The organism is Xanthomonas sp. GPE 39, assembly GCF_000963005.1.
Classification (GTDB): Bacteria; Pseudomonadota; Gammaproteobacteria; order Xanthomonadales; family Xanthomonadaceae; genus Xanthomonas_A.
Window position 1 is genome coordinate 567,242 of sequence record NZ_JZHZ01000007.1, and the last position, 15,841, is coordinate 583,082.

Here is a 15,841-nt window from a genome sequence, read left to right on the forward strand (position 1 = left end):
AATCTATCGTTGCAACGCTTTTTCGGTCCAATTCACCGAGTGAAGGTGTCGGCAATGTTCGGTGAGACGCTGTCATGACCTCGGCGATGCAGGCTTGTTGCAATGGCTTGTTTCAATCCATTGCGACTGGTTTTGCGCTCACTTCAACGTGCGTCGTGCGTCGTGCGTCGATCACATGCCCCAATCCGGATTTCGCATCCTCTGGCTCGGCTTTGCGCATCCGCAGGGCAGCGCTCAGCGCAACGTCGCAAGCACCTTCAGTAGTTCGCGCAGTTCGTACTTATCGGTTTCGTCCAGTCCTTGCGCGCGTTGCTTGGCCTGTAGTTCGTCCAGGCGTTGTTGCAAAGTCTGTTTCTCCAGTTGCGCCATCACGTCGAGTAACTCTTGACGCCAGCTCGCGCTATCGCCGGGAATCTCCTGCATCACCAGTTTCTGCAGTGCGGCCAGTTCTTCGCGTTCGTGGAAGTGTTCCAGTAGCGCGCCAGTGGTGATTTCTGGCCGCGTATGTACGATCTGCAATAGTTCGATGAGTAATTCGATGCCGGGTAGGCGCAGGCCGGCGAACGGATAGGGTGGTGGCAATTCCAGCGCCAGCGCCGGCATTTGCAGCAAACGTGCGATTGCCTCGCGGACCAGGCTGCGTTTGTGCGCCGACTGCACGGGCCGCACTGGGCTTCTGTTCGCTGATGTGGTGACGGGTGCGGCCGCGCCGATGCCGGTGAGTTCGGTCAGGCGCTGGCGCATCAGGTCGCCGAACGCGCCGTCGGGAATCTGCGCCAGCATCGGTCGCGCGCGCTCGGCCAGACGCGCCTTACCGTCGAGTGTGCTCAGGTTGATCTCGCGGGAAAGTTCGTCGAAGAAGAATTGCGACAGCGGCGTGGCCTGGGCAAGGCGCGTGTCGAATGCCGCCGCGCCTTCCTTGCGCACGATGGTGTCCGGGTCCTCGCCATCGGGCAGGAACAGGAAAAATGCCTGGCGTCCGTCCTTCATTCGCGGCAGGACCGATTCCAGCGCCTTCCAGCCAGCGCGGCGCCCGGCGGCGTCGCCGTCGAAGCAGAAGAACACGTCCGGCGCATTGCGGAACAGCAGTTCGGCATGCTCCGGCGTGGTGGCCGTGCCCAGTGTCGCCACCGCTTGGGTCACGCCGAACTGGAACAGCGAGACGACATCCATGTAACCCTCGACTACGATCAGCCGCTCGATCTTCTGGTTGCTTTGGCGCACCTGCCACAGCCCGTACAGCTCGCGTCCCTTGTGGAATAGCGCGGTCTCCGGCGAGTTCAGGTATTTGGGGCCATCGTCCTTGTCCAGAACGCGGCCGCCGAAGGCGATTACCCGTCCACGGCGGTCGAAGATCGGGAACATCACCCGGTCGCGGAACTTGTCGTAGATGTGGCCGCGGTCGTTTTTGGAGAACAATCCGGCGCGGTCGAGCAACTTATGCCGACGCTCGTCGGTGCCTAGCGCATCCTTGAGCGCGCTGTAGCCGTCTGGCGCATAGCCGATCTGGAAGCGTGCGCGGTTCTCCGCATCCACGCCACGACCATCCAGATAGCTGCGTGCTTTGTCGCTGGTGTCGAGTTGGCGTTGGAAGAATTTCGTCGCCGCTTCCAGCGCCGAGTACAGGTCGCGATGGTCTTCGCCAGCCGCTTGTGCGGCGCCGCGTTGTTGCGCGTCGCGCGGCACTTCCATTCCGGCGCGCTTGGCCAGCTCGTCCACCGCGTCGAGAAATTCGAGGCGGTCGTAGTTGATCAGGAAGCTGATCGCGGTGCCGTGCGCACCGCAGCCGAAGCAGTGATAGAACTGTTTGGTCGGAGAGACCGTGAACGAGGCCGAGCGCTCGTCGTGGAACGGGCAGCGCGCCGCGTACTCCTTGCCTTGGCGCTTCAGTGGCACGCGCGTGCCGATCACCTCGACGATGTCGGTGCGTGCGAGCAGATCGTCGATGAATGCGTCGGGGATGCGGGCCATCGGCATAGGATGCCACGCGTGCGTGTCCTCGCCACGGGTCCGGTGCTGCGCGGCGCGACCGATTCAGTGCGGTGGCACTGCGCTTATGGCGCTGGGTGGGTCGATTCCGGCGCGGTGGAGCGGGCGTGGCGCGCCTGGCGCTCGTCGATCACGGCGGTGATCAGCGCGCCCACGAAGAACACCACCGTGGCGTAATAGATCCACACCAGCAGGATCACGGGCGCACCCATGGAGCCGTAGGCGCTGCCCGGCGCGGCGGTGGCGATGTACACGCCGATCGCATAGCGCCCAATCACGAAAAGACAGGCGGTGATGGCGCCGCCGATGATTGCCTGCCGCCACGCCACGCGCCGGTCTGGCAGGTAGTGGTAGAGCACGGCGAAGGCCAGCACGTAGATCGCCAACGTGGAGGCGTAGCCCACCGCCGGCAGCAGTGATGGCATTCGTGCGAAGGCGACCTGCAGCACCGTGGTCAGGATCATCGAAATCAACAGCAGGAAACCCAGCGCGAAGACCACGCCGAAAGAGAACACGCGTTTCTTCAGCCATGGCAGCAGGCCGTCGAGCTGCTGCTTGTCGGTGCGGAAGATCAGATTCAGCGCATTTTGCAGTTGCGCGAATACCGCCGTGGCGCCGACGAACAGCAATAAGGTGCTCCATAGTCCGGCCAGCGAGCCGATGCTGGGCTGGTTCTTGGCGTTGTCGATCACCGTCTGTGCGACCTCGCGTGCGCCGTTCCCGGCCAGTTGCCCAATCTGCGCGATCAGCGTTTGCTGCGCTTGCGGATATAGCGAGGCGGTCAGCCACAGCAGCAGTACGAGCAGCGGCGCCAGCGACAGCAGCGCGTAGAAGGACAGCGAGGCGGCCTGGGTCATCAGGTCGATCTCGGCGAAGCGCCGCGCCAGTGCCGCCGGCAGGCTTTGCTGCAGGCGGTCCAGATGCGTATGCAGGCGTGCGGATGATAGGGACATGGGCGCAGGATCTTCGGCGCGCGGCGTCGGCAACGCCAGCCCCGCGCTGCGCGCGGTAAAGCGCGGGCTTGCCGGTGTTGTAGCAGCCCCGCGCGAAAAATGGGTGAAGCGTGATGCGCCGGATCAGCCGCCCAGTTGCTGCTTGACCAGGGCCGAGACCTGGCCCATGTCGGCCTTGCCGGCGAGCATCGGCTTCAGTGCGCCCATTAATTTCCCCATGTCGGCCGGAGTACTGGCGCCGGTCTGTGCGATCGCGGCCTGGATCGCGGCAATGATCTCGGCCTCGCCAAGTTTGACTGGGAGATAGCGCGCAATCACCGTGAGCTCTTCGCGCTCGATGCTGGCCAGATCCTCGCGACCGGCGGCCTCGTACTGGTTCACCGAGTCCTTGCGTTGCTTGACCATCTTGTCCATGACGGCGATCACCGCAGCGTCGTCCATGTCCACGCGCTCGTCCACTTCCCTCTGCTTGATCGCCGCGTTGATCAGCCGGATCACGCCCAGGCTGTGCTTGTCGCCGGACTTCATCGCGGCCTTCATGTCGTCGGTGAGCTGCTGTTTGAGGGTCATGACGGGTTCCACCGTGGAGGAAAAAGACGGGAGCATTCTAGGCAACGCCACCGCGACAAGCCGTTGCCCATGGGAATGGCGCGGCTGGTACAACCTGGCTGCGACAGCGCCTGGATTGCAGCGTGTGGCGAGGGAGACGCAAAAAGCCGGCGACGCTTGCGCGTGCCGGCTTCGTGGGCTTACCGTAGCGCCTGCCCAAACCAGCAGGCCGCGCTACCGTAGGCCGCGATCCTCAGTACAGGCGCTGGCGCTTGGTGACGTCGCGCGAGGTGCGGCGCAGTTGACGCTTCACCGCAGCGGCGGCTTTGCGCTTGCGTTCCTGGGTCGGCTTTTCGTAGAACTCGCGCTTGCGGGTTTCGGCCAGTACGCCGGCCTTTTCGCAGGTGCGCTTGAAGCGACGGAGCGCAAACTCGAAGGGCTCGTTTTCGCGGACTTTGACGCTGGGCATGGAATCTCCGGGGCACAATGGTGACCGGGTCACGCCCGGCGAGCCGCACATTATAGCGACGGATTCTCGCGCTGCAAGCACGGGGTTTGGCCTGCCGCCGATTCGGCCCCACAATGCACGGATGAATGTGCTCGGCATTGAATCCAGTTGCGACGAAACCGGCGTCGCTGTCTACGACACCACCCGCTCCGGTGCGGCCGCGCTGCGCGCGCACGGGCTGTACAGCCAGATCGCACTGCACGCCGAATACGGCGGGGTCGTGCCGGAACTGGCCAGCCGTGACCACGTGCGCAAGCTGCTGCCCCTGATCCGCCAGACCCTGGCCGAAGCCGATTTGCAGGTGCGCGACCTGGACGGTGTGGCCTATACCGCCGGGCCGGGTCTGGTCGGCGCGCTGCTGGTCGGCGCAGGTGTCGCCCGCGCGCTGGCCTGGGCGCTGGAAGTGCCGGCGATCGGCGTGCACCACATGGAAGGCCACTTGCTAGCGCCACTGATGGAAGACCCGGACCCGGCGCTCGGTGTGCCGGAACCGCCATTCGTGGCGCTGTTGGTGTCCGGCGGGCACACGCAGTTGATCGCGGTGGAGGCCATCGGTCGTTACCGGCTGCTCGGCGAGACCCTGGACGATGCGGCCGGCGAGGCCTTCGACAAGACCGCCAAGATGATGGGGCTACCGTATCCGGGCGGTCCGCAGTTGGCGGCGCTGGCCGCGCAGGGCACGCCGGGGCGCTTTCGTTTCGCGCGCCCGATGACCGACCGACCGGGCCTGGATTTCAGCTTTTCCGGGCTCAAGACCCAGGTGCTGCTGGCCTGGCGGGGCTGCGACCAATCCGACGCGGTGCGCGCGGATATCGCGCGCGGCTTCGAGGATGCGGTGGTGGAGACGCTGGCGATCAAGTGTGAACGCGCGCTGGAGGCGGCCGGGAGTCACACCCTCGTGGTTGCCGGCGGCGTCGGTGCCAACCAGCGCTTGCGCGCGCGCTTGCAGGCGATGGCGCAGGCGCGCGGCGGCCGCGCTTGCTTTCCGCGTCCGGCGCTGTGTACCGATAATGGCGCGATGATCGCCTTCGCTGGCGCATTGCGCTTGCAGGCCGGGCTGCGCGACGCCACGGACGCCGTGCTGGTGACTCCACGTTGGGAGATGGCGTCGCTGCCGCCATTGGTGGCCGGGTTGCCGACGCAGGAGGCGCGCACCAACGGCCCCGGCGATGCTCCAACAGATGCTGTTCCGGGGCGCGAATCCCGGGTTTCAGGTGATGGTAATGGATAAAGTCTTTATCGAAGGTCTGGAAATCGATGCCTTGATCGGCATCTACGATTGGGAGCGCCGGATCCGGCAGACGCTGCGTTTCGACCTGGAAATGGGTTTCGACAACCGCATCCCCGCCGCCAGCGACGACATCGCCGATACGCTGAATTACAAGGCGATCAGCAAGCGCATGGTGGAGTTGGTCGAGCAATCCGATCACGGCCTGGTGGAAACCTTGGCCGAGCGCTGTGCGGCGATGATTTTGGACGAGTTCGCGGTGCACTGGTTGCGCTTGAAGCTGAGCAAGCCCGGAGCGGTGCGCGGCGCACTGGCCGTGGGCGTGATGATCGAGCGCAGCCGTCAGGGCGGATGACGTGGCCTGGGATGCCATCGCATCCGGCGTGCGTGCGTTGAAGCCGGATGGCGAGCGCTGCTGCGGCGATCCCCAGATCCGGCAGCGGCCAGAGCATGTGATGAACGTCGACGTGAGTGCCTGGCCTGCCGAGGCGTGTTGAGACTGCCAGTGGCGCAGTGCATGACGCCGCGCTTGCAAGTGGTTTCCTGGCGTTCGCGCATCGGTGCCGATGCTGCCCGTCCTGCGCACGATCTTGCGCTGCATCCAGGCACGCCGCTGCTGTAGGCAGTGTGTCGGGCGGTAGTGGCTCGGCAGGCCGACTGGGTGGCGATTGGATCGTGGCGGGGCGTGAGGCAATGTTCCGAACAGCGCGTGCGCTCGCCGGGATTTGCCTCATCGTCTTGCCCCAGCGCTAAACTCGGCAGTTATGTAAGCGTTTTCTCAAAGGGCCTCATGGTTTCGGATCGTATTGAATCGCTCATCGCTCGCATGACCGTCGAGGAGAAGGTCGGCCAGCTCGGTGTCTTTGCCGACATGGTGCGCCCGTTCGCGCCTGACGTGAATCCGGAAGTGAACGTGAGCAATGCCGACGAGGTGATGCAGCAAGTGCGTGCCGGGCGTGTTGGGTCGCTATTCAATGGCGTGGGCGCGGAACTGGGGCGACGCATCCAGCAGGTGGCGCTGGAGGAGAGCCGCCTGGGGATTCCGGTGATCCTGGCGGCGGATGTGATCCACGGCATGCGCACGGTGTTCCCGATCCCACTCGGCGAGGCCGCCAGCTTCGAGCCGGAGTTGGCCGAGCGCACCGCGCGCGCCACCGCAATCGAAGCCACCGCTGCCGGTCTCCATTGGACCTATGCCCCGGCGGTGGATATCGCCCGCGACCAGCGCTGGGGACGAGGCGCCGAGGGCGCGGGCGAGGATGTCGTGCTGGGCTGCGCGTTCGCCGCCGCGCGCGTGCGCGGTTTCCAGGGGCCGGATCTGCGTGCGTCTGATGCGTTGCTGGCCACGCCCAAGCACTTCGCCGCTTACGGCGCGGTCGCGGCGGGGATGGAATACGCCAGCGTGGACATCTCCCCGCAGACGCTGCGCGACGTGCACTTACCGCCATTTCAGGCGGCCTTCGGCGCTGGCGCGTTGACGGTGATGACGTCTTTCAACGATATCAATGGCGTGCCGGCCAGCGCCAACCACGAGCTGTTGACCGACATCCTGCGTGGGCAATGGCAGTTCCCCGGCGTGGTGATTTCCGACTACACCGCCGATATGGAATTGATCGCGCATGGCTACGCCGCCGACGAGCGCGATGCGACTAAAAAAGCCTTCCTCGCCGGTATGGACATGAGCATGCAGAGCGGTTTCTACGCCGCGCATCTGCCCTCGCTGGTGGAAAACGGCGACGTACCGATGGCATTGCTGGATGCGGCGGTGCGCCGCGTCCTGGCGCTGAAGGAAGCCATCGGCCTGTTCGACGATCCGTATCGTTCGTTGGATCCGGCACGCGAAGCGGACCAGTCGCATCTCCCCGCACACGATGCGCTGTCGCGCGAGGCGGCGCGGCGCTCGATCGTGCTGCTCAAAAACGATGGCCCGGTGCTACCGCTACGCAAGCACGGGCAGAAGATCGCATTGATTGGTCCGTTCGCGCAGGACCGCGACAACATCGAAGGTTGCTGGACGTTGTTCGGTGACAAAGCGCGTTATGTGACCCTGGAAGACGGGGTGCGCGCAGCGCTGGACGATGCGCAGGCGTTGACCGTGGTGCCGGGCTGCGCGCTGGAGGCGCCGCTGGACGGCGGTATCGACGCCGCGGTGGCCGCCGCGCGCGCCGCCGACGTGGCGGTGCTGGCGCTGGGTGAGCCGCAGCGCTACAGCGGCGAGGCGCAGTCGCGCACGCAGATCGTGCTGCCGCCGGCGCAGCAGGCGCTGGCCGAGGCCGTTGCCGCCACCGGTACGCCCGTGGTGGTGTTGCTGCGCAATGGCCGCGCGCTGGCGTTGCAGGGCGCGGTGCGCGATGCCGCCGCCATCGTCGTGACCTGGTACCTGGGCACGCAGACCGGCCCGGCGGTGGCCGACGTGTTGTTCGGCGATTACAACCCCTCGGCGCGATTGCCGGTGAGCTTCCCGCTCGATGCCGGGCAACAGCCGTATTTCTATAACCACCCGCGCAGCGGACGACCGGAACTGCCGACGATGCGCGAGTTCAAGGCGCGTTGGCGCGAGGTGCCGAACGCGCCGCTATATCCGTTCGGTCATGGGTTGAGCTACACCCGTTTTGCCTATGGTGTGCCGCAGCTCGATCGCACGCGCTTAGGCTGGGACGACACCCTGACCGTCACCACCCGCATCGACAACGTCGGCCAGTGCGAGGGCGAGGAAGTGGTGCAGTTGTACATCCACGACCGTGTCGCCAGCCGGGTGCGTCCGGTGCGCGAATTGAAGGCGTTCCGCAAGGTGCGTCTGGCACCAGGGCAGGGCATGGCGGTGGTGTTCACGCTGGATCGGCATGCGCTCGCCTTCACCGGTCGTGATGGATGCCGCACCGCCGAACCGGGGCAATTCGATCTGTGGGTGTGCGCCTCGGCGACCAGTGGCGAGCCGGTAGGGTTCGAGTTGCTCGCGCAGGCTCGATGACGGCACGGTGCGCGTGACGGTCGATGGCGTCGGGATGGCTGCGCACGCATGCCTGTCGCGCGATGGCGCCGCACGCGCAAGCACGTTTCATCCCGGCGTCTTGCGCGGAAAACGGTAGAACAATGCGCCGACCAGCAATGCCGCGCCCGCTGCGGCCAGGTTCTGCCAACTGGCGCTGAGCAGCAGCGCCACCGCCAGCAACAGCGCGGCCAACGGAATCAGCGGCCCACCGGGAAGGCGCAGCGCACCGGGGCGGTCGCGGTAGCGTCGTGCCAGTACCAGGACCGCCGCCGCAGTGCCGATGTAGGCGAACAAGCGCGTGACCATCGACAGCAGCGCCAGCCGCACGAACGAGCCGGAGAGCGCTAACGCCAGCGACAGCACGCCCTGCAACAGGATTGCCGCCGCCGGGGTGTGGAAACGCGGATGCACCCGCGCCAGGAGTGCAGGGCCGTAGCCGTCCTTGGCCAGCGCGAACAAAAAGCGTGGCCCCAGCATCACCGTGTTGCTGGTGGTGCCGAGGATGGAGATGGTGGCACCGATGGTGAGGATGAGCGCCAGCGCCTCGCCGCCGAAACCGCTGGCGGCATCGGCCAGCGGTGTCGCCGATTGCGCGACGTTGGGCAACGTCCCCTGCGCCACCACCTGCACTGCGGCGTAGATCAGGGTGACGGTGACGATCATCGTGATCAATGCGAATGGCACGTCGCGGCGCGGATTGCGGTATTCGCCCGCAGCGGCAGGGATATTTTCGAAACCGGCATAGGCGAACAGCAACAACAAGGCCGCCTCGCCCATCGTGCCGGCATCGTGTAGGTCCGGGGTCTTGCCGGAGAAAATCCACGATGGATCCACATAAAACAGTCCGATTGCCACGAACAGTGCCAGCGGCAGCAACTTGCCGATCACCAGTGCCACGCCTGTCTGTGCTGCCGACTTCACCCCGATCACATTGATCGCAGTCAGCAGGCCAAGCCCGCCGACTACGATGCTCAGGCGTGCGCCGCCATGCGCGGCGGCCGGCCAGAAGCGCACCACAGCGTCTGCCAGTCCGTTGCCCAGCGCCGCCGCTGAACTGATCCGGGTCAGCCAGATCATCCAGCCGATTTCGAAACCGACGAAGCGGCCGAACGCTTCGCGCGCATACAGATAACTACCGCCAGGTTCGTCGAAGTAGCTGGCCGCTTGCGCGTAGCACAACACCAGCAAGGCCACTGCCAGTCCGGCCAGCAGCACCGCCCACAGACTCAGTGGTCCCAGCAGTGCAGCGGCGGCAGCGGGCAGCAGATAGATGCCACTGCCGATCACGTCATTGATCGACAGGCCGACGATCTGCCAGCGGCTGACCGCACGGACCAGGGCGGGCGCGGTCGGTCGGTTCATGGCGTGGATTGTGTCGCCTGGACTGCCCGACGCAGACGTCGTCGAGCGGAGACTCGATGCGAGGACAACACGTCGCGCGATGCCGCCATCGGGCACCGAGCGGGTGGCCGCTCCTGCACGTCGGTCGGTATGGTCGCGGCGTTGCCGCTGCTGGTTTTGTTGGGTGCGCGCCACGGATGCAGGCACAGGTGCGGTCCGCTGCTGCGTGTTGCCTGTGGAATATCTTCGCTCATGAAATCCTCTCGGCTGCGCGGGATTGGATCGTGGCGATTATGCGCTGCGCGGTAATGGCTCCAAGCCACCAATCGCACGGATGCCGAGCCCCGGCGCATCGCTGATGTGGATCTGCGCCTCGTCGAAGCGTACACCGCCCTGTACTGGATCGAACATGCCTAACGATGGGCTATCCAGGTCTACCTTGGTGACGATGTCCGCTTTCGCCACGGCCAGGTGCGCCGCCGCAGCCACCGCAATGCTCGACTCCAGCATGCAGCCGATCATGCACGGCACGCCATACGATGCGGCGATATCGGCGATGCGTCGCGCGTTGGCGATGCCGCCGGCTTTCATCAATTTGATGTTGAGGATGTCCGCCGCGCGCTGTCGCAGTAGTTCGATCGCCTGCGCGGGGGTGAACACGCTTTCATCGGCCATGACCGGCGTTTGCACCCGTTCGGTGACGTACCTGAGTCCATCGAGATCGTGTGCCTTGACCGGTTGCTCCAGCAGTTCCAGAACCACGCCGGCCTGCTCCAGCGTGCGCATGGTGTGCACCGCTTGTTTCGGTGTCCAGCCTTGGTTGGCATCCAGCCGCAGTTGCGCACGGACACCGACCGCGTCGTGGATTGCCTTGATCCGCGCGATGTCCCCGGCGGTGTCCTGGCCGACCTTGATCTTCAACGCGCCGAAACCGCGTGCGATGGCCGCCTGCGCATCGCGCACCATCGTGTCGATCGTGTTGGCGCTGATGGTCAGGTCGGTGGACAGCGCCGGAGTGCCGCCGCCGAGCAGGCGATACAGTGGCGCGCCGTAGCGTTGCGCCCAGAGGTCGTGGATGGCGATGTCCAGCGCGGCCTTGGCGCTGTTGTTGTGCGCGAGCGCGCCCTGGATCAAGCCGATGATCCGATTGAAATCGGCGATGTCTTCGCCGATCAGGCGTGGCGCGATGTAATGCTCGATCGCCGCGATGATCGCGCCATGGGTGTCGCCGGTCATCGGTGGCGTAGCGGCGGCACTGCCGTAGCCGATATGGTCACTATCGGTATGCACCATCACCACGACGTCCTCGATTGCTTGCACGCTGCGCAATGCGGTTTTGAACGGTGTGTGCAGTGGCACGCGCAGCATGCCCAGGCGAATGTCGGTGATCTTCATTGGCTTGGAATCGGCTGGATGCGCTGGATGCGGGTGATGCGGTCGATGAAGGGAGTGCCGTCGGCGAGCAATAGCGATTCTAGCGGCGTGACCGAGACGCCGTTCAATGGCACTTGTTGTAGTTGTCCGGCCGCGTTGCGGGCGCTGGCCGTGGTCACGTCGTGGATCACCCAGGTGTCGCCGTGCTCGTGGCCGATCACCAGCATCACGTGGCCGGGGATGTACACCAAGTCGCCGACCTGCAACTGCGCGAGCACTTTTTGCCGTTGCGGCAGCGGCGCGCTGGCGTTGTAGGGTATGGCGGTGAGGCTGGGGCTGCGTGCCTGATCCTGGGTATTGCGCGGCAGGAGAATGCCGAGGCTGCGGTAGACATCGCCGACGAAGCCGCTGCAGTCACGCCCATTGTAGCTGTTGCCCCAGCCATAGCGCTCGCCGAGGAACTTGAATGCCTGCTGCAGTAGAACCTGCGGGGTTGCAGGCAGCGGTGCATCGTGTGCATCGGCACTGCGCGGTATCAGCGCCGGTGCCAACCGCAGGTGGCCGTCAGGCGTGCGCAGCGGCAATTGCACCACGTAGGCGGCCAGCGGCGATTGGCCGTTGACGGGTTGCGATGGTGGCCATTGCTGCAGCAGCGGCAGTGTGCTGCCCATGTCCAGCTGCACCTGCGATGCGGCCGGCAGCTCTGGAGCAAAGTCGGTGAACGCGCGGGTGCCGGTAACCAGCAGCCGTGGTTCGCGCTGTATGTAGCCCAGCACCGTGGCGCGCTCGGCTTCGGCGACGCTGTCTCGTGCAATCCATGCCGCCTCGTTCGATGCCAGGACGAACAGCCATTGCCCATCGCGGCTGGCATGCAGGATCGCCACCGCGCTGCCCGGGTACAGTGCCGACTCTTGGAAGCGGTCGATCTCGTGGTCGTCGGGGGTGCTAAACACGCGTTGCGCAGTGGGGAACCGGCGCAAATCCGCGCGGCGCACGACCAGACCATAACGCGGGGTTACCTGCTCCGGCAGGGCATGCAGAGCAAGTGCCGATTGCAATGTCTGCAACCGCTTGGCATCGAGCGTGTTGCCCTGAGCGTCGTAAAGCGTGTGCATAGGTATTGCGGACACTGCCAGAATCTGCGCGCGCACCTGCGCCGCACTGATCTGCGTCGGCAACGCCGCAAGGTCGTGCATGGAGGGGTCGTGACGCAGCAGGTGCGCATTGAAGGCGCGTACCTGAGTCGTATCCAATAGCGGGCGCTGCCATGTATGCAGGCGCGCGATCCAGTGGTCGGCTTGTAATTGCGCTGTCTGCACTTGCCAGGGCTGCGCATCCGTGGCGCGTGCCGTCATCGCACCGTTCAATGCGGCGGCGAGTAACAGGCACAAGCCGCGCATGGTGGTCATGAAATCCTGATGATATGGAAAGAATGTCGGAGCGCGGCGCATGCCGAGAGGATGATATTCGATTCCCGGATTTTTCTGTCAATTTGTGATCGTGATCGCGCTGCATTCCGCGTCAATGGTCGCTCGCGTTCTAATCAATTCTAACGAAGAACTTTACAATGAAATTGGTTGGCCAATGTCGAGAGTGGCCGTCGCGCGCTGAAATGATTTCGACCTGTCGATGTGTCTTTGTGCTTATCCGTCTTGGAGTTGCTCATGATCGGTCGTTTGATTGTGCCTGTGCTGCCTGTCGTGCAGCGGCTGTCGTTGTTGATTCTGTTCACATTGCTCGGTGCCTGCGCAAATGCGCCGCCGCACAATCCGCTAGCGCAGTGGGTTCCGTCACCCAATTATAACCAGCGCCGCGCGGATCTAATCGTGATCCACTTTACAGGCAAGAATTCATTGCAGGAAAGCTTGGATACGCTGCGTTCGCGAAACAGTTTGGGCGAGTTGGTCAGTGCGCATTATCTGATCGGTCGCGATGGCAAACGCTATCAGTTGGTAAGCGACCAACTGCGCGCCTGGCATGCCGGTGCCGGACGCTGGGGCACCATCACCGACGTCAATTCGGTCTCGATCGGTATCGAGTTGGACAACGACGGTAAGGCCCCATTTGCGCAAGCGCAAATCGATAGTTTGCTGGTGTTGCTTCAGGATCTGTGTACACGCCTGCACATTCCGCGTACCCAGATAGTCGGGCATGAGGATTTCGCTCCGTCGCGCAAGGTCGACCTTGGTCCGTTGTTCCCGTGGAAGCAGTTGGCCGATGCCGGGTATGGTCGCTGGCCTGCCGCTGATGCGCCGCCGGCGCCGTCCGGCTTCGATCCGTGGCAGGCGCTGGCATTGATTGGTTATCCAATCGGTGACCGCGCCGCCGTCATGCGCGCGTTCCATCACCATTACCGGGGCAATGAGGCTACCGCGTTCGATGCGGAAGATCTGCGCATTCTTTATGCGCTGAGCCAGCCATTGTTGGCTCAGTGGTCGTCGTCGCCGCTGCCGATGGAGCATGACGAATTCTAGCGTGTCGTCCTCCGTGCGCGTCTCATGCCGGTCATGTATGTGGGTAGGGGTGTTTGTTTCAACGCATTCCAGATGCTGTCGCACTTGCTTCGATGTGTATGACACGCTCTAGACTGGCGTTCTTGCTCACAGAGGATACGATCCGATGAACCTGCCGCTGCACTTCGGTTTGCTGGGCTCGCTGGAAGCCGCACTGATCGCGTTGGCGGTTGGATTCTTGCTATATGCGCTGTGGGATTGGCTGGGCCAGCGTCTGCGCTGGTCCGAGGGCCAGCGGCTGGGTGGGGCATGCCTGCTGGCGGTAGCGGCATCGGCAGGGGTCGATTGCTGGAACTTGTTCTATACCAGCATCGTGCGCCTGGAATCGCCACTTTATGCGCGCATTGCGCTGGGCAGCATCCACGATCCGGACGAATTGGGGTCCCGTGTGGTGTTGGAGGTTGGGGGAGCGCTTGCGGGTGTGGCGTTAGCCTGGGTCGTATTCAGTTCGCGTTCAAAAGAGAATGCGGCCGATCATGATCACGAAATACGCTGAAGCATACGGTTTATTTCTATAATCTTAATTTTTCAATTTATTTATTACAGTGCGTTCATTTGATTGTAATCAATGTCGTAGCGCGTTCTTTGTGTACGGTGGTTAATAATCCGTTTGGTGGCTTGTTTTGCAGGGGGATGGATTCAGTTTGGTGGAGGCACGGTAGCGGCGTGTTCCGGAATTCACCGGACATGGTCGCTTCCCGAAAAAGCATAAGTAAGGAGGATTCATCTGTGAACATTCGCACTCGCAATCCGTTGATCGGTTCCGCTGTCCTTCTCGCCGCTGCGCTGGCCTTGCCGGCGTTCGCCCAGGATGCCCATGGCGATGCGGCGGAGCAGGCTCGTTCCTCCACTAGTGCCACTGGGCAGGTGACAAAATCTGGTGCGTCCGGTCAAGGCCAAACTTGGTCCGATGTCGATACCGATAAAGATGGTGCCATCAGCAAGCAGGAGGCGCAGGTCAACGCTGGTCTGAGCCAGATTTTCTCCCAGGCCGATACCGACCATAACGGCAAGCTTACCCCGGAGGAATACAAAGCCTATGTCGCCAAGCATCAGGCTGGCATGGCTGGCGGCAGCGGTAGTGATGGAAAATAAGAGTAGTTAATAAAACCACTGCGTCGCAGCCGGATGGGCGCGGGCAGTGCTCGGAATCCTCATGTGCCGTCTTACATTGTGATTCCTGCGCGCTGTTCGCACCCGCCCGACAGCTCTCGCGAGGTTTTATTGGCCGCTCTAATGCGCTTGGCATGCAGCATAAGTCGGCGCGGCAACTGCCACGAGCGCGAAGCCTGCCCTTGGGGTACAACGCACCCGTGGAGAGCTTCTTCGGTCTGCTCAAACGCCAGCGGATCAGGCGGCCGATCTATCCCGCCAAAGATGCCGCACGCGCCGGCGCGTTCGACTATATCGAGATGTTTTGCAACCCAAAACGTCGCCATGGTTCAACTGGCGACTTATCGCCTGTAGCGTTCGAGCGGCGCTATGCGCAACGAAGGGCATCAGTGTCTACGCAACCCTGGGCCTATCAGTTCAAAGCGGATGCGCGGTTTGCGCATATCTGCAACCAGGCAGGCGTTCGCTCCACGTCCCAGCGATGACGGCCCAAGCGGTTGTTGCGCTCAATACGCTTGCGTGCAATCGGCACAAGTTTGTGAGAGATGCTCATCGCCGTGGAGTGGCTGTAAGCGCTGAGCGATATCGACCGGCACGCGGCGAACCTGCAGCGCAGCGCGCCGCCTGCACATGCGCGGGCCTGTGCAGGCGCGCTGACAGCGCCTACGTTATGCCGCACAATTGGCGCATGCCGCTTCGTTTGCATGCTACTGGTTCGCTGTTGCTCGTACTGCTGTGTGTTGTCGGCATTGCCGCAGCGCAGCCTGCATCTGTGTCGGCGTCTGTATCCGACGCTGCAGTGCCGGCCGAGATGCCCGCCAGCGGCGATGCCTGGGTTGATCGCCAGTTGCTGGATATCGATCGTTATGCCGCGCGCTATCCGGATAGTTTTCTCGACGAGGTTGCGCGCTATGCGCAGATGCCGCGCGGCTACGCTGAGGCGTTGTTGCGCCAATGCCATTGGCCCGCCCGCGATATCTACGTTGCCGCGTTCCTGGCCAAAGCGATCGGACGCCCCTACCGTGAGGTGGTGCGCGCCCGTAGTGTCGCCGGCATGCAGGTCGGTTGGGCGCGGGTGACCCGGGCATTGCAGGCGCCGCCGGGGTCGCTGGCCTACCGCGCGCTACGCCATGCCATCGTCGCCAGTGACGATCATTGGGACCGGCCGATCGTGCTGGACGCACTTTTGCGCCGCCAACTCGGCGACCGCGCCCAGCGCGAGCGCACCGTTGCACAACCGGAATGACGGCGCAGGCGCAGCATCCGATTCGCCGGATTTGA

At 63.8% G+C, this 15,841-nt stretch carries 14 protein-coding genes and 1 pseudogene; 8 read left to right on the plus strand and 7 right to left on the minus strand.

Annotation, left to right across the window (positions count from 1 at the left end; genetic code table 11):
- Positions 1 to 234: 234 nt before the first annotated feature.
- From dnaG to rpsU, 4 genes are all read right to left on the minus strand, one after another.
- Positions 235 to 1,971, minus strand: coding sequence for a DNA primase (gene dnaG / locus XALGPE39_RS02280; RefSeq protein WP_045728906.1), 1,737 nt, complete (start codon positions 1,969 to 1,971; stop codon positions 235 to 237).
- An 83-nt stretch (positions 1,972 to 2,054) separates the two neighbouring features.
- Positions 2,055 to 2,942 carry a YihY/virulence factor BrkB family protein gene (locus tag XALGPE39_RS02285; RefSeq protein ID WP_045728907.1) on the minus strand — a complete coding sequence of 296 codons (888 nt, stop codon included), beginning with the start codon at positions 2,940 to 2,942 and terminating at the stop codon, positions 2,055 to 2,057.
- A gap of 123 nt (positions 2,943 to 3,065) precedes the next feature.
- On the minus strand, positions 3,066 to 3,512 hold the full coding sequence (locus tag XALGPE39_RS02290) for a GatB/YqeY domain-containing protein (protein ID WP_045726816.1): 447 nt from the start codon (positions 3,510 to 3,512) through the stop codon (positions 3,066 to 3,068).
- A gap of 232 nt (positions 3,513 to 3,744) precedes the next feature.
- Positions 3,745 to 3,960 (minus strand): 30S ribosomal protein S21, encoded by a 216-nt coding sequence (gene rpsU, locus XALGPE39_RS02295; protein WP_003465342.1) that lies wholly within the window; start codon positions 3,958 to 3,960, stop codon positions 3,745 to 3,747.
- Positions 3,961 to 4,081: 121 nt separating this feature from the next.
- On the opposite strand from rpsU, the gene tsaD reads away from it, so the two are divergent.
- The 3 genes from tsaD (at position 4,082) to XALGPE39_RS02310 (ending at position 8,198) form a co-directional block, all read left to right on the plus strand.
- Entirely contained in the window at positions 4,082 to 5,230 is a 1,149-nt protein-coding gene (tsaD, locus tag XALGPE39_RS02300; protein WP_045726817.1) for a tRNA (adenosine(37)-N6)-threonylcarbamoyltransferase complex transferase subunit TsaD, read from the plus strand.
- A complete protein-coding gene (gene folB / locus XALGPE39_RS02305; RefSeq protein ID WP_045726818.1) occupies positions 5,223 to 5,582 on the plus strand; it encodes a dihydroneopterin aldolase in 360 nt (119 codons plus the stop codon). Before tsaD ends, folB begins: the two co-directional genes overlap by 8 nt.
- A gap of 435 nt (positions 5,583 to 6,017) precedes the next feature.
- Complete coding sequence (locus tag XALGPE39_RS02310; protein ID WP_045726819.1) at positions 6,018 to 8,198, plus strand: glycoside hydrolase family 3 N-terminal domain-containing protein; 2,181 nt, start codon at positions 6,018 to 6,020, stop codon at positions 8,196 to 8,198.
- An 87-nt stretch (positions 8,199 to 8,285) separates the two neighbouring features.
- On the opposite strand, the gene XALGPE39_RS02315 is transcribed toward XALGPE39_RS02310, so the two are convergent.
- From XALGPE39_RS02315 to XALGPE39_RS02325, 3 genes are all read right to left on the minus strand, one after another.
- Positions 8,286 to 9,581, minus strand: coding sequence for an APC family permease (locus XALGPE39_RS02315; RefSeq protein ID WP_045726820.1), 1,296 nt, complete (start codon positions 9,579 to 9,581; stop codon positions 8,286 to 8,288).
- A 270-nt stretch (positions 9,582 to 9,851) separates the two neighbouring features.
- Positions 9,852 to 10,955, minus strand: coding sequence for a dipeptide epimerase (locus XALGPE39_RS02320; protein ID WP_045726821.1), 1,104 nt, complete (start codon positions 10,953 to 10,955; stop codon positions 9,852 to 9,854).
- Positions 10,952 to 12,343 carry an SH3 domain-containing protein gene (locus XALGPE39_RS02325; protein ID WP_045728908.1) on the minus strand — a complete coding sequence of 464 codons (1,392 nt, stop codon included), beginning with the start codon at positions 12,341 to 12,343 and terminating at the stop codon, positions 10,952 to 10,954. The genes XALGPE39_RS02320 and XALGPE39_RS02325 overlap by 4 nt, the downstream gene beginning before the upstream one ends.
- A 255-nt stretch (positions 12,344 to 12,598) precedes the next feature.
- On the opposite strand from XALGPE39_RS02325, the gene XALGPE39_RS02330 reads away from it, so the two are divergent.
- The 5 genes and pseudogenes from XALGPE39_RS02330 to XALGPE39_RS02345 all read left to right on the plus strand — a co-directional run bounded on the left by XALGPE39_RS02330 (position 12,599) and on the right by XALGPE39_RS02345 (position 15,806).
- Complete coding sequence (locus tag XALGPE39_RS02330; protein WP_082061925.1) at positions 12,599 to 13,408, plus strand: N-acetylmuramoyl-L-alanine amidase; 810 nt, start codon at positions 12,599 to 12,601, stop codon at positions 13,406 to 13,408.
- 145 nt (positions 13,409 to 13,553) lie between these two features.
- Positions 13,554 to 13,943 (plus strand): hypothetical protein, encoded by a 390-nt coding sequence (locus tag XALGPE39_RS02335; RefSeq protein ID WP_045726822.1) that lies wholly within the window; start codon positions 13,554 to 13,556, stop codon positions 13,941 to 13,943.
- A 233-nt stretch (positions 13,944 to 14,176) separates the two neighbouring features.
- Positions 14,177 to 14,542 (plus strand): EF-hand domain-containing protein, encoded by a 366-nt coding sequence (locus tag XALGPE39_RS02340; protein WP_045726823.1) that lies wholly within the window; start codon positions 14,177 to 14,179, stop codon positions 14,540 to 14,542.
- 147 nt (positions 14,543 to 14,689) lie between these two features.
- A pseudogene (locus XALGPE39_RS15040) lies at positions 14,690 to 14,946 on the plus strand (IS3 family transposase); the annotation flags it as partial.
- Between the two features lie 302 nt (positions 14,947 to 15,248).
- Positions 15,249 to 15,806 (plus strand): hypothetical protein, encoded by a 558-nt coding sequence (locus XALGPE39_RS02345; RefSeq protein WP_045728910.1) that lies wholly within the window; start codon positions 15,249 to 15,251, stop codon positions 15,804 to 15,806.
- Positions 15,807 to 15,841: the final 35 nt, after the last annotated feature.